Here is a 15,013-nt window from a genome sequence, read left to right as displayed (position 1 = left end):
CATGCCGGGCGCACATGAAAAGCATCAGGCTTCGGCCTGGTGCTTTTTTTGTGTACTTGATTAGCCAAAATATATGGTAAAATAATCTATTTTAAGATAAAATATATAGGTACTTTTTACTATTTTACTAGGGAGTTGTGTTGATGAAGAAAATAATAAGTTTTGTATTAGCTGGATTTCTTTTATTAGGGAGCTTACCCGCTTCAGCTGCATATCCAACCATTACACTGGATGGCGGCATCATTAAAGATGGAAGAACATTGCTTCCTATGAGAACATTATTTGAAAGTTTAGGTGCTGAAGTAAATTGGAACGGAGCTAAAAAGCTAGTCACAGCAAAAGGGAACGGAATCACAGTCTCCCTTGTCATTAACTCTCCAAAAGCAAAAATTAATAATAAAGAGATAAGCTTAGATGTTCCAGCAAAAATCATTGACTCTAAAACTATGGTTCCTGTTCGGTTTGCCAGCGAAGCATTAGGAGCAAATGTTAACTGGGATCCTGTATTAAGCGTGGTAAATATTCAAACTGCCGACAAAATGATTATCGTAAGAGTAGTGAAAGATGCCAAGCCTTTAACAGTTAGCTCGGCCTTTTCCTTAATCCAAACTGCTGAAAGGTATTTCAGCAGCTTAGTTGAAGCTGATATGAATAAAGATTTTAAGAACACACTTACACAATATGATATTTCAGCAACGAAACAAAAGGTCAACAAATATTATACAAAACATTTCATCGAAAATCAGTGGGGACAATATTACGTTTGGGAAACTGCCGATCCATTTTTCACAAAATACCCTGATAGCATCAGCAACGTTACCATGGTTGATGACTACGATAATTTGAAAACCATTGCCTTTTATTATGAAACTTTGATGGACGGAAAACTGTATTGTTCCTTTACACTTAAACAGGAAAATGGCACTTGGAAAATTGATAGTACATATATTATGTCAGTATATTGGTAAATAGATGAGAAGGGGTTCCTAATATATGGACCCTCTTTTTGTTTAGTTGAAACAAATACAAAACCGATTGCGTCTACTCAATCAAAGGAGTGAATGGAATGAGGTTAATTTACTTAGCTATGTTCTTCCTGTTTATACCTATTTTATTATGGGGGTGCCAGGATTCAAGAGTGGATAGCACCTCAAAAGATACCAAAGCAGAGGATAAAAATTACGACGTTAGCGGGATTATTACTGAAGTTTCCGAGGAACACAGCAGGGTTTTGGTCAACTTAACAAAGAAGGTGCAAGAACAGGAAGATCAGATGTGGATTACGGTAGAAGATGGGACTAAAATGATCAATCAAAATGGAGGTACCGTGAGTTTCAAGGATTTAAAGCTGCAAGTTCATTTGAAGGCCAATCTGAGAAAAGAATGTTTGGAGCCAAACCCGCGAATATGTTTCGCTAAAGAAATGATCATTGAATAGCTTTCTTCTTACTTTGCCTATGCGTTACAATACAAGAAAGCAGAACGAGTGGGTGAAAAAATGTCTTTTAATAGTTCCAGGCCATTCTACATTAAACTTCTATCTGCTGTTATTTCTGCGCTTGCTTTTAGTTTAGCCGCTTCCTGGATAACCTTTACCCTTGCAGGCGAAAGACTATCTAACGTAGAGTATCATTCTTTTAGCGGCTTATTTGCCTTCAATTTTATCCCAGCCTTTTTTATTTTCATTGTATTAGGAGTCATCATCTCCCCTCTTATAGATCGAATTCTTGTTAAGCTCTATAGCTTAACTGGGATCGAAGGATTCGTAAGGGTCGTATTGGCTTATTTGTTCCTCGGTATTATGAGCGGCATTATTGTTTCCCTATTCTTTTTTAGATTGGATTTTATCTTGTTCTATATCTCTGTTTCGATACTATGTTCCATGGTTTTTCTTTTGGTACAAACAATGCTTCAATTTTTTATCCGTAAATTAACGTAACATAAGGTGGTTCCAACGTGTTCTTACTTAACTTAGCCTCTGTTAAACCTTCTTGCAGGACCAAGGTGATTGATCTTTGGGTAAACTATGGTAACAGCTGTAAAAAAGCGCAAATTAAAAAAGGACTCCTGAGAGTCCTTTTCTATTACCTTTTAAAATACTCCATCGCATCTTTAGCCGTTTCTGCCGCCTGCTTTTGCAGCGGGCGGATTTTGTCTTCAAGACGCTTTTTCTCAGCTTCTTCGTTTGCCAGAATACGCTTGGCATCTTCATATAGTTCCTGAGCACCCCAGTTATCTTCATTCACATGTCCAGCCACCTGCTGGCCGCTTATTTCAGCGAAAGCATCGATTTTTGGATCATAGGAAAGGGCCACGAAGGGCGTAACCGTAATCGCTGAGAAGATCAGCGCATGCAGCCTCATGCCGACTAGCAGATTGGATTGTCCAAAGATATTGATCTTTTGCTCGATCGAATCATTATATGGCGACACAAAGCTTTTCTCGCTCATCATTCCTGCTACTTCTTTTGAAGTCTTATCGTCATGCTCGCCGTGCATAGGCACAAACACGATTGTATTGCCATCCTTCGCCAGAAGATCAAGTGCGTCTGCCATTTTCCTTTTGTAGTCCACAGAAGAAGGCCAATCCCTTGCGGATACCGTTACAACAGGACCGCTAAAGGCCTGCTCTGACCACCAGCGGCTGGAGGTATCCTCCCTTGTCAGGCCAATGACCGGGTCTGGAACAATTTTAATTGGATTATTTAACCCGATATCCTCAAGCAGCTTCTTGGAAGCCACGTCCCGGACGGTGACGTTTGTGTTTTTCAAAACACTTTTAACAATTTTTTGATTGAAAGGCTTATGAATCGGACCCATTCCCTGGGCATATACAAAGACCGGTTTCCCCAGAACCTGGGCGATCTTCATGATGCCTGTGTAATATGGAATGGACTTGGGGCCTGTTTCGTCCTGAAGCAGGCTCCCTCCTCCGCTTATTAAGCCATCCGCACTTTTTAGCGCCTTAAAGATTTCAGGAAGCTTCCAGCGGTTGACCGCCTTCACTCCGTACGTTTTCTCGGTATAAGAAGGATCATTCGAAAGCACGGTAATCCCCACATTTGGATCATTTGCTCTTAACGCCTGAATGATGGAATATAGAATGGCCTCATCCCCGACATTATTAAAACCGTAATAACCGGATAACACGATATTCATGAAAACCACCTCGGTTTTACTCTTTCGTTAAAAAGGGCATACACTTTTTTGGCAATGAGAACGAGTATCCAGCCTATAACAAGGCCAATGATTAAACTATAAGCCGTTCTTAAGATCGATACATATAGCGGGATGTGCAGGTGGGTAAAGGTATTCATGATCGACAGGAACCCAATGACACCCGGAATCAGCAGGAATACTCCCCATTTTTTATTAATCCCAATCACATATAGCGCCAAAATGTAGAAAGGAAAACCAATTAAGAATTCCTTCGTTCTCGGTCTTACATACATAAGCTGTTCCAGCCATGAGCGGAATGCAAGCTCCAGGTCTGAAACCGAGCCTTCGTTTCCAGTCCGGGTAATGTAATAAAGGCCGATAATGCCAATGACTCCAATAGCAGCCACATGCCAATATTGAACAGCCATTTTAAGGAACCTTTTGATATTGGCCAAAATCTCGCCTTTGATTAGGATCCACATTGCAAACATAAGCATAAAGAAAATCGGGAAGACATAAATCAGCTTGACTCCTCTGAAGATGTCCACCTTCACCAAATATTCTGTGCCATTTAGCAATGCAACAATAATCATAATGCCAATTGCACTGATCAAAATCGCCCGTCCATATGATATTACAATATCTTTAAATGATTTTATATCACGCAATGGCAGAATCGCATACACAGGCGTTACAATCGCAACAATTAGTGCGATGCCTTGTAGGATGAAGGATATTCCTAATACTGCATAGGCAAGGCTAAGTGCGAGCATGCCGAGGAATGCAAGAATAAGTAAAATCCGATTCTTGAAAACTTCCAGTGCTGCCAGTGAAATAAACAAAATCGCCGATGCAAACGCAAAGATATAGCTCCACACAGGAACATCAATGTCTTCAAACACCTCTGCTTTGCCTGCATGGAAAACGGCTGGCATCTCACTGTGAACCTTCTCAATGAAGCTCTCGAGGCCTTCCAGCGCCTCTTCCCCGTCCTTGTCTTCTGCTCTAAGGAATATGGATCTGATATTCCTTTCTTTCACAGCCCTTATTGCGCGTTCCACGCCTACTTCTGGGCTGTCAATGCTGTTTAAATTAAGGCTATGAAGGCGGATTACATCCATATCAAGGCTATGGGCCAGTGTATTGAAGCCTGTCTGATCCGCGAATTCGATGGTATACACAGACATGTTTGCTTCTTTTAACTGTTCTGCATAATCCTTAATCTCTGAAGGCTCACCAGCTCCTGATACTTCTGTTCCCAGGAATAAAACCCGGTCTGCTTCCTCGTCAGACAAATCAAGCATCTGGTCAAACAGCAAAGGATTATCCTCATGTTTCACATTCTGAATTCTTAATACTAGAGAAAGACCTGCTTCTTTCACTTCCTCTGCACTATCAGCCAGGAAGCTAAGAGGCATGTTTTCTATTTTCTTTACGTTTCCGGGAATAAATAATAATTCTTTGCCTCTGAATGTTATCTCCTCGATATCGGCGTCGGAGAAGATAGCAGAAAGCTTATCCCTGATGCCGGCATCCCGCTGAAAATAAATATACAAGCCATCGCGGAGGTTCCGTTCAGCCATTCCCTCTACATCTTCTTCAAATAGAGCTACTTCCCTCATTCTTTCAGAAGTAAGGGTTGTCACATACCCCTTATCTTCTAAACTCTTAAGTGTTTCAGGCTCGATGCTGACAGCCTGCAAGCCCGATTGCTTTAATCTGGTTAGAATCTCTTCCGTTGTTAAGCCGTCCTCGGCCATTGTTTCAATATCTCCGTATGGAAGCACCATTTCATAGGCATTGTTTTTCCATTCCGCCTGAAATCTTTGGGCGATTCCCGGTGTGGCGAGAATCAGTGATAGGATTAATAAACCCCATAACGCTTTTTTCAAGTTTTTCCACCCTTTCGAAGGTCGCTGCTTTTCTGGATCTGGTGTCTCTGTCCCGGCTCCCGTTCCGCCGGCTCTTTTTTTGAACAGTTTGGACACAACAGGAAGGCTTAATAATTCTGCCTTGGTCATGCCTTTTGTTGCAAGCAGCAGGATAAAGTAGATAACCGCTCCTGCTCCTATTGCCCCCATCACATAGATGAGAGCCGTTACTCTGCTCCATTCGCCAATATTCCAGTATAGGGTCGGCAAGCCGATGACAGCACCCATTACAACAGCGGAGATCACCATGGAAGTCGTCTTCCATCCCCACGCCTTGAATGGGATTTTTCTATAAATATAAATCGTATTGGCGATAAAAATGGCCAGGTACACGATCAGCGTTGAATAAGCGGCTCCCGGCAGACCGAATACGGAAATCAGGGCAATGTTCGTGATCACCTTTAGCACGACACCGCCAATAATGATGTACGCGCCAAGTCTGGCGAGATCCATCCCCTGAAGGACCCCTGTGCCCAATATGGTCAGGGAGGTAAAGACTGAGCTTAAGCCAATAATCGCCAATACCCAGCTTCCCTCAAGATCCGTGAATAAGGCCAGATTCACTGGGAGGGTCAGCGCAAACAAACCAATTGCGGCCGGCCATGAAATAAGATGGGTTAAGGAGTGTGTTCGCTCAATAATCCCTTTTGCTTCAGCCCTCTTTCCTTCCGCGAGCATTTTTGTCATCAAGGGGATTAACGGCAAAATAATAGATGAAGAGAATACGGTCGCAATCTGCACAAGCGACAATCCTCTTCCGTATATTCCATATTGGTAATTAATATTTTCCTGCGGCACTCCCGCCCTCTGCAAACTTGAAGGAACTGTAAATGAATCCACAAAGTTCAGCAGCGCCATCGTCACGGATCCAATCACAATCGGCAGGGAAATATAGAGAATTTCTTTCCCTGTTTTCTTAAAATCGCCAAACGTATAGGGGTTTTTGGCGGCAGGCTTTAAGGCTGATTTTTGGAACAGCCATCTTAAATAGACCGTAGATAAAAGGGCACCAATAATGGACCCGATCATAATGCCTCCAGCAACCACTTCATCTGAGCGGTTTTGCTGCACTAAAAGATAAGCAGAAATTAAGATAATTCCTACCCGGATAAATTGTTCAAGCACCTGGGAGATGGCCGTTGGCTTCATGTCCTGAAAGCCCTGGAAATAGCCTCTGTACACAGCCATGTAGGGTGCAATTAACAGGGTGGCCGATACGACAATTAACGCAAGCCTTGTCGATTGGCCTCCAAGCGCATCCGCGATTTGTGCTGAAAAACTGAATACAAGCGTAAAGCTCGTTAAACCGAATAATAGGGCTAAAATAACTGCAGAAACATAGATGTTGCGAATCTTCTCTGTATCCTGATTGACATTTGCTTCTGATATCAGCTTTGAAATGGCAATCGGTATGCCTGCCACTGATAAAATCAGCGCCACCATATACACAGGATAGACCAGACTGAAAATCCCGAGCACCTCATCCCCCGCAATATTTTGCAGAGGAATCCGGAAAATGCTGCCGAGGACCTTTGATAGCAGGGTGGCGACAGAGAGTATAAGCGTACTTTTTACGAATGTATTATTCATTTCTGGTTAATTACCTTCTGAGTTAGAATTTTTACAGCAAAACGCGGCAATGCCATCATCCGCCCAAAACGGCTAGGCTGCTTCATTAGACGGTACAGCCATTCAAGATTTGCTTTTTGCCATGCTTCCGGAGCCCGTTCAACCGTTCCGGCAATCACGTCAAAGCTTCCGCCTACGCCAATAAATACCCCTTTTTCAAATCGGCTGATATTCGTGGCAATCCATTTTTCCTGACGCGGCACACCTAGCGCCACAAACACAAGATCCGGCTTCTTTTCCTGGATCTCATTTGGGATCTCCCGGCTGTCCCAATCAAAAAAGCCATTATGGGAGCCCACGATTTCAACATTCGGATAGGTGGCCCGGATATTGGCAACTGCTTTTTCAATCGTATCCTGCTGTGCGCCTAAGAGATAGATTTTAAATTTCTTTTCATTCCCCAGGGTGAGCAAGTCGATCATCGTATCATAGCCGGTTACCCGCTCAGGAAGCGGCTTGCCCAGCAGGCCTGCACCTTTTACCACGCCGATGCCGTCTGCGGTTATGTATGTGGCCCGATCAAGCAGACTTTTGTATTCCGGCTCTTCCACTGCCTTCATGACAATTTCAGGGTTTGCCGTTACGACAAAGGCCTTCTCCTCTTTCTCAATATGCCTGTCCAAAAGCTTCACAAATTCAGAACGTGTCGTGTTTATAAAAGGAACACCTAATATGTCCACAAATTTCAAGGTCATTTTTTTACTCCTTGTTCAAAAAATTTTCTTTATTAATATAACATAAAAGAGAAGTAACACCTAGATGCTACTTCTCCTACAGAATTCCATTATTTGGCCAGCGGCATTTCCTTTACGTATTGGCCCAGTGAGCCACTTCCGTAAACAAAGCCTGCACGGTTATTTTTATCATCTGAAATGATTTGATACCATAGGGAACCATCATTCTGTGCTGTTTCTGTATAAACAAATGGAATCCCTTTGATTTTCATGGCATATAGGACTGGAAAGCTTGTCCCATAGCCTGAACGGACATTGAGCGAATCGATTGTATTGCTGGCCAGCTTGTAGGCATTATTGTCCTTGCTGCCAAGGAAGCTGTCAGCCCGGTACATATGGCCTGCAATTCTTTCGCCCCAATATGGATCTGATGCGTATTTTACATTCATCCCAACACTCTTATTGCCTAGGATCGCACCATTATAATAAGAGCCTTTTGGTGCCTGGTAGGCTGCTGTCACATATTTAGCTGCATCCTCAATCGAAGCTCTGAATGATTCATACGTTGTCGCACTGCCATAGGCATCGCTGTCATAGGCCTTCATGCCAAATAGATTTTTCTTATCCTGTGCAATGGCACTTGTTCCCCATGCGCTTTCATGAATCGCATGTGCCATTAAGTAAAGTGCATTTACTTCATATTTTGCTTCCATCTCTTTAAAATCCTTCCCTGTGCCGGCAAGCGGGCTTTCAGGGAATTTGGATTTATAATAATCCGGATACTTCTCCGTTAAATATTTATCAATATCTTCAGCTGTATAATTCGTTTTCGTATGAAGCGGCATGTACGTAAAGTATGTGTATGCTTCTCCTGCTCTTGTTCCGTTTACAAGGGAATAGTTAATCCCATCCCAGCTGTAATACTTCTGCCCCTCTGTCATGAAAGAAGGAGCTTTACCAAGAAGCGTGTCACCTGTATAGCTGTTTGTCACCGGGTTATAAACGTTATGGTATAGATCCCCGCCAACCCGTTTATAATAAGAGCGGCCTGTGACAAGTGCATTTGGAATTAAATTCACATTATCCCGGGCTACGTAGCCCACATTGCTGCCCAGCTGGATTTTAACAGAGGTTTCTGTCGCATCAAAATAACGTAATTCCGTCCCTGTATTTACGTATGTGCGTCCATTGCCTGTCAGCGCCGGGGAATCGTAGATGATGGTAAATTTATTGGCTGCTGCTACACCCGTTTTCATATAAACGATATTGTTTCCCTGAAGAACAACCTGATTATCCTGTACACTGCCTTTGGCAGTCGCAAAACTATCAAATTCTCTTAGGATAATTGGCGTTCCATCCGCACCAATGGATGCTACCTTGAATTCAAGGTTCTGCGGAGGGTTAATCACCTTCAGCATTCTGTTCAGAACCGCTGCTGTTTGTCCGCGGGTTGTGTTGGTTTTCGGTCCGAACGTGCCATCCGAATTTCCGGACATGACGCCCAGATACAATAACCGCTGGATCGCATCCTTGAAAATCGGATTAATACGATCATTATCCTTAAAGTCTAAACTAACAGTCTCTGAAAATATGTTTCTCGTATTAATGGCACGCATAATCATCGCAGCCATTTCCTGGCGGGAAATATTTGCGTTAGGCTTAAAAGTGTCATCCGGGTAACCGCCGACAATCCCAGCTTTAACCGCTGCGTCTACTGCTGCATAGTGCCAATTTTCCGGATTTACATCCTTGAATAAGGGCTCTGCTGAGGAGGCAACTGAAAACTCTGCAGCCAGCATCGGCTGAAGCTCCAGCGATCTGACCACTAATGCGGCAAATTCAGCACGTGTAACCTGCTGGTCCGGCCTGTATTCATCCGGTCCATAACCGCCAAGAATATCCTTTGCGATCAGTACGCGCATGTCATTCTCATAATAATGGCCTGTGATATCGTCCGCGGCAAGAGTAGAAGGGGCATGAGCCAAAAATAAAAAGACAGTAACAATACCTAGTAGAATTCGCTTCATTCATTATCTCCCTCTATTGTTTTCTATTTACTAATCTAGCAAAATTCTACAATTTTCTCTACACTATTTTGACATTTTTCTTATTTTCTAAAAAGCTAAGAAACAATTAATACCACTGGTTTGCAGCTTTTTCCATAATTTACATAGTTTGAATTAGTTTCATTCGGGTATTTTCTTTGGTATTCTTGCTTTGTTTTTAAGGTTAGGTAATGGATAATCTTGGAAACCGATTAAAGTAAACCAAGCCATTTAAAGAACGTTAACTAAAAAGCAGGATGTGTGAAAGGGGTTTTGGGGAATGATAAAACACATACGAAACTTAGAAGTGGTGATATCATGAAGAAAAAAAGCCTTGATGAACTTCAATTAGCCAGAGCCTTTGCAATCATTGCTGTACTGGTTGTCCACTCCTCATCTTCAGGAGTAACGCAGCTGCCTCCGGATTCTACTCTATTTCCGGTTTATAATTTCTTAAATATTGCAGGCAAATTGGGAACACCAACTTTTATCATGCTAAGCAGCTTTGTGCTGTTTTATAATTATTATCATCGAAAATTAACTTTCGACCTAATGAAAAATTTTTATAAGAAGCGGCTTAAGTTCATTTTGCTGCCTTATGTCGTATTTTCCATGCTTTATTTTGGCTTAACGTGGTATTTATACTATGATTTCACCCTTCAGGAAGCAGCTGACAACTTCCTATGGAAGCTCTCCCTTGGTAAAGCCTATCCGCACTTATACTTCGTCTTTATAAGTGTACAGCTATATGTACTATTTCCATTATTAATTCTTCTATTTAAGAAATCAGCATTTCTCAGGAAAAATGCCATTTGGCTGGGCCTTGTCATCCAATGGCTTTGGGTATGGGCCAACCGTGAGTACTTCCAGGTTCCATTCAAAGGCAGCATCTCTTTATCCTATATGTCGTTCTATTTTGTCGGAGCCTATCTCGGCATCCATTACGATGCCATTATAGAGAAAATGAAGGCAAAAGCCTATAAGATTCGAACCATTTCCATCCTCACTTTCGGCTATTTGGTGATGCTCGGATTATACACAAGCTATATGCTATTCCAGCGGACGGGTGTATATGTAGATATATCCGAACATTGGCCAGACTGGATCAATGCGAACATGGCAGAGTTCACATGGGCAACCCATGCGCTGTTTGCCGGGGTTATGCTTTTTGTGCTTGCACACTTCCTGAATGACAGGATATCACTTAAAACAAAAGCACTATTCATGGAAATAGGCGCAACCTCCTTTGGCATCTATTTGGTCCATCCGATGCTTCTCATCTTCTTCAGAAGCTTCATTTCCGGAGGATCGCCAGCCTTATTCCATACCTGGCAGATCACAACCTTCTTCGCCGTCTTTATCCTAAGCTGGCTGATTGTCCGATTCTTCTACACAGCAGTTCCAGCCTACTGGGTCTTTTTCGGGAAAATGGCTCCACTGTTTGAAGTGCCGAAAAAAGAGAAAGCGCCTAAAGAAGAGCGAGAAAAGTCCGGGATGTTCCGATATAAAGATGATGATGGCAATTGGGCCTATTCGGATTATCCTGGCAATCGGAAAAATAAGCGGTAACGTTAGACCACATGGCTTGGGGTTAACGGGTTCGGTTTTCGAGTACAAAAACTTTAATAGCAAACAAATCAGCAGTCCAATTCGCAACTGAATTGGACTGCATCTTTTTGTTGAATATTAAGGCTTTTTATAAATGTAATGTTATTTTAGCACCATAATTCGCACCTTTTTAACAGGATGACAAAAGTTAGTGTCAGTGTTCGAAACTGTTTGCTAATTTAATTGGGGATTGATGTGCTGAAAAATGGTAGGTAGGTTTTTTGATATTCAAGTTAAAAGACTCTGTTGTTATCCATTGTTGACTTTTTTGCGGAGGTATAGGAATCATAGGCGGATAAATTCCGGTTAATGTGTATAGTAGGGGTACAAGAAGCAGATATAAGCGGATATATTCCGATTAACATCTATATATATAACTAGCTCTAAAGATTAGGTTCATATAAGCGGAAAAACTCCGCTTATTTTGCGAGAAATGTTGTTATTTCCCAAAATAAACGGAATTTTTCCGTTTATTTTTCAAACTTAGTGAAATCAATGCTCTATTATTTTGTTCAACTATAGAGTGCCAGATAATATATAAAAAATGCTTGGAGACACAATGTTCCAAGCATTTTTACTTATCAAATTTTCCTGTTAATTTAAGTGTGAATTACCGTTTGAATAGCAAGGTTATTTCTACTTTTGTACTTCAAAACCGAACTACTTAGCTTGGGGCCATGTGGTTTTTTCATGCCTTATTACGCCAGAGTTCACAAATAGAAGCCCTCCCCTTATCCAGCACAAAACAAAAGGCTGACGCCCACGCGTCAGCCTTTTTCCTAATCCAGGGTAATCAAGTCAACCGCAAGCGGCAATGCTGCTCCGCCGCCATGCATAATTTCGAGCTCCAGCTCATCTTGAACACCTGTAACTTTATAATCTATCACATTTACTGCCTCTGTTCCTGGTTTCAAGGTAGGAACAAGCAAAACCTTATTGTTGATTTTTACCGCACCGCTATAACGGCCGCCTCTTGCCCCAAGTCTAACCCGGACAGTCTTCGGCTGGCCAGTCAGATTCGCGATCGGAATTTTCACCTTGTAAGTGGCTCCGAAATGGCCTGGATTCCGGACAACATTGATCCCTGAGCCAAACAGTGAAGTTTCGCCAGACATCAGATTATCTGTGATGCCATTTGAGAGGCTGTATGCCACTTCAGGGGTGCCTGCTTCATATACCGGCAAAACCGTCTGCAGCTGCGAGCTTTCCCAAACTCCGCGCGGATGAAGATTTACACTGTCCACCTGTAAAGGATCATACTTAATCGACGTCAGTTCACTGCCGTTCTGGGTGACGACTACTCGGATTTTATAATTCAAGTTTCCATTTCCAGCCGCTTTTTTAACCGTTAGATCTTGAAGGAATCCAATCAGGAACTCTTCTTCTACTGCAAATTGGTTAATGGTCACCGTCTGGTTTGCTTTTACCGCAGATTGACCCGTAGGAGCAAGCTTATTCAGCAGTACCGCTTCAGCCATTGGCAAGCCGACATCATGGTGGTACCAGCCATTGGATGTGGAGCGGTCAATTCCTTTAGCATTCACAATCTCCAAATCGTTTGTAGAAGACAGATTTTCTATCGTAATGCCAATATTAATTTTTTTATTTAATTTATTTACGTGCCAGCCGTAAACCCGGTGATCCATCGACTGCTTGTCCGTATCCACGGTATCCTGCCACAGAGTTGCCTCTGCATAAGGAACTGTTCTCGGATCAAGCATTTCAGGATTGTCACTCACCATGAGCCTTCTTTGACCGGTTAAGGTTGCAGCCGGAATATTTTGTGGCCTTACGATATTAACCGTCTCAACCTTTAGAAAATCACTCTCAAACTTGGCTTTATTGATTTTAATATACACCGTCTTTGTAGCGGAATTATAGGTAGACGTTCCTCCAAATGTTTCTTTCAAAAAAGACAATGGAATATAGTATTTTCCATTATGTATAATTGGGTTTTCAGTTGTATAAATATACTGTCCGTTGATCAAAGCATATTTTTCGCCAGAATAAATGATCAATTCCACATCATCAACGTAAATAGCCATCCTTGAGCCATGATCATGCCATAGCACTTCCCCATCCATTTGCTCTAAGAGTGATTCCATCGCAACGTGTACACGATTATTTTTTATAATTGGCGGAGTGCTGGTGTCTACTCTTTTATCGTTAAAGTACAAAGAGTAAGTCTTTACAGGAGGAGGATCAACGGGCTTGCTTCCATCCGCTGTAATCGTTACTTTTCTGTTCTTCCCATCCCAATCCACATAGGAGTCATAGGCCTCCCCTACAAACCTCAACGGGACCAGCGTCCTTCCATCCTTAATCATCGGCGCGACGTCCATGGTCATTCTGCTGCCGTTCACATAGGCATGCTTAGAATTGATAGATAGCTCAAATGAGGTATCATTCTTTGTTGACGTAATGGTCTTCTTTTTATTATCCCAGTAAAACTTTGTCCCAAGGGCTTCGAAGATCACTCGGAACGGCACCATGACCCTGCCGTCTTTAATGGCTGGCGGCACATCGGGCCAGAGCCTTTTTCCATCCACCGTAATTTCAATCGTCTTATTGGAGGCAGCTGCCTTCATTTGTCCAATAGGTAAAACAAGATCCATCATTAACACAAAGACCGCTAGCATTGCTAACATTCTCCACTTCTTCTTTACCACTTTCCCCATCCCCACATCTCTAGATATTCACACTGGTGTGGCTCGTTCATCTGAAATGGGTAAAAAAGCCCACCTGTAAACAAGCTCCTTAATTTTACCATTTTTATAGTAAATTTACACCTTTTTTCAAAAATATGGGGGACCTTATAGGAAAAAGCCTCTATTAACCGGGGTTAATAGAGGCTTTTCATCGTTAATTCCAATCAGGATCTCCTACTGATAAATAGTACGGATGATCATAAGAACGATCACCTTCAGTTTCAATATAAACAGAATAGGATCCCATGTCGTATATCATATTTGTGTACATTCCATAATCAAATTCGTAATCGCTGCCAAAAAGATCGATCATATCCTGGTTGGTAACGGATGGAGGCAAAATGGCGTGAATGCTTCTTACTGTTGGCTGCTTGGTATAATCAGGTCCCTTTGTTCCCAAATAGTACATGATATAGTCACCGTAAATGACAAATGGTATGTCATCTGAATCAGGAGTCCCATCATGTCTTGCATCAGGGAAACCATATTTATCCACGATTTGTGCCAGCGGCTTTCCATGCTGGCTGGCGTGGAAAGGACCAAGCTTACCTGCTTTCGCATCCTCAACCAGCTTCGGGCTGATATCCTCTTCATTCACTGTAAAATCGGCTTTTGTGAAACTGCCATCATTTATAATGATCATTCTCGTTGTGCCATCCCATTGAACCTTTTTCCCGCTTGCTTCTGCCACAAAGCGCAGCGGAACCATTGTACGGCCTTTCAGGATAAGCGGCGCCTGTGCAAGAATCACCTTTTTATTATTTACATAAGCAACCCGATCATTGACTCTCATTTTGATCGTTAAGCCCGCCTTTTTACCTGTAACCGTTTTGGTTTTGGAATCCCAGCCCATCTGTAAACCAAGCATTTCAAAAACAGGCCTGAATTCAATGAGTGTCGTTCCGTATTTTATAAACGGATCATTGGTGAACACAGGCTCTTTTCCATCCATAAACACGTAGGTTGGACCATGCTGGCTGTAAGCATTTGCAGCTGGAGCACTATTAAATAATAGAAAGCCCAGCAGCATAATAGAAAGAATAGCTGCTCTCTTTTTCAAAAACTTCACCCCAATTTTCCTTATTATATAGAATGAATATGCCGGGATTGGGCGGTTATGCCTATTCATTGGGTGAAAAATGGGAATCTGCAGGAAAGGGTATGGTCAGATTAACAAGGAGATTTTTTTAGAGGGGAATAAACTTAGTGTGAATAAAAAAACAGAGCCGATTGGCTCTGTTCAGACTGTCGACAAACTCG

Annotated in this window: 9 protein-coding genes and 2 pseudogenes; 4 read left to right on the top strand and 7 right to left on the bottom strand. The window is 42.3% G+C overall.

The genetic code is table 11. From position 1 onward, the window contains the following. Positions 1–143: 143 nt before the first annotated feature. The 3 genes from J7I93_RS02770 to J7I93_RS02760 all read left to right on the top strand — a co-directional run bounded on the left by J7I93_RS02770 (position 144) and on the right by J7I93_RS02760 (position 1,939). Positions 144–968, top strand: a complete 825-nt coding sequence (locus J7I93_RS02770; RefSeq protein ID WP_214723072.1) for a copper amine oxidase N-terminal domain-containing protein — start codon at positions 144–146, stop codon at positions 966–968. A gap of 98 nt (positions 969–1,066) precedes the next feature. Further along, positions 1,067–1,438, top strand: coding sequence for a hypothetical protein (locus tag J7I93_RS02765; protein ID WP_214723070.1), 372 nt, complete (start codon positions 1,067–1,069; stop codon positions 1,436–1,438). Between the two features lie 60 nt (positions 1,439–1,498). Next, positions 1,499–1,939, top strand: coding sequence for a hypothetical protein (locus tag J7I93_RS02760; RefSeq protein WP_214723068.1), 441 nt, complete (start codon positions 1,499–1,501; stop codon positions 1,937–1,939). 145 nt (positions 1,940–2,084) lie between these two features. Here the strand turns inward: J7I93_RS02760 and csaB are convergent, their stop codons facing one another. The 5 genes and pseudogenes from csaB to J7I93_RS02740 form a co-directional block, all read right to left on the bottom strand. Next, on the bottom strand, positions 2,085–3,158 hold the full coding sequence (gene csaB / locus J7I93_RS02755; RefSeq protein ID WP_214723066.1) for a polysaccharide pyruvyl transferase CsaB: 1,074 nt from the start codon (positions 3,156–3,158) through the stop codon (positions 2,085–2,087). Beyond that, a pseudogene (locus J7I93_RS25600) lies at positions 3,155–4,948 on the bottom strand (DUF5693 family protein); the annotation flags it as partial. The pseudogene J7I93_RS25600 and the gene csaB, both read right to left, overlap by 4 nt. 183 nt (positions 4,949–5,131) lie before the next feature. Further along, positions 5,132–6,679 (bottom strand): annotated as a pseudogene (locus J7I93_RS25595) (putative polysaccharide biosynthesis protein); the annotation flags it as partial. Continuing rightward, on the bottom strand, positions 6,676–7,413 hold the full coding sequence (locus tag J7I93_RS02745; protein WP_214723062.1) for a WecB/TagA/CpsF family glycosyltransferase: 738 nt from the start codon (positions 7,411–7,413) through the stop codon (positions 6,676–6,678). The gene J7I93_RS02745 and the pseudogene J7I93_RS25595, both read right to left, overlap by 4 nt. An 89-nt stretch (positions 7,414–7,502) precedes the next feature. Next, entirely contained in the window at positions 7,503–9,419 is a 1,917-nt protein-coding gene (locus tag J7I93_RS02740) for an S-layer homology domain-containing protein (RefSeq protein ID WP_214723060.1), read from the bottom strand. A 336-nt stretch (positions 9,420–9,755) separates the two neighbouring features. Here J7I93_RS02740 and J7I93_RS02735 point away from each other — a divergent pair, with 336 nt between their 5' ends. Then, the gene (locus J7I93_RS02735) at positions 9,756–11,006 is read left to right on the top strand and encodes an acyltransferase (RefSeq protein WP_214723058.1); all 1,251 of its coding nucleotides are present in this window, start codon (positions 9,756–9,758) and stop codon (positions 11,004–11,006) included. Between the two features lie 818 nt (positions 11,007–11,824). On the opposite strand, the gene J7I93_RS02730 is transcribed toward J7I93_RS02735, so the two are convergent. After that, the gene (locus tag J7I93_RS02730) at positions 11,825–13,693 is read right to left on the bottom strand and encodes a copper amine oxidase N-terminal domain-containing protein (protein WP_214723056.1); all 1,869 of its coding nucleotides are present in this window, start codon (positions 13,691–13,693) and stop codon (positions 11,825–11,827) included. A gap of 214 nt (positions 13,694–13,907) precedes the next feature. Further along, positions 13,908–14,813, bottom strand: coding sequence for a copper amine oxidase N-terminal domain-containing protein (locus tag J7I93_RS02725; protein ID WP_214723054.1), 906 nt, complete (start codon positions 14,811–14,813; stop codon positions 13,908–13,910). Between the last annotated feature and the right edge of the window lie 200 nt (positions 14,814–15,013).

It is taken from the genome of Bacillus sp. ISL-47, assembly GCF_018613175.1.
GTDB lineage: Bacteria > Bacillota > Bacilli > Bacillales > Cytobacillaceae > Cytobacillus.
This window is presented reverse-complemented; position numbering and strand designations above follow the sequence as displayed.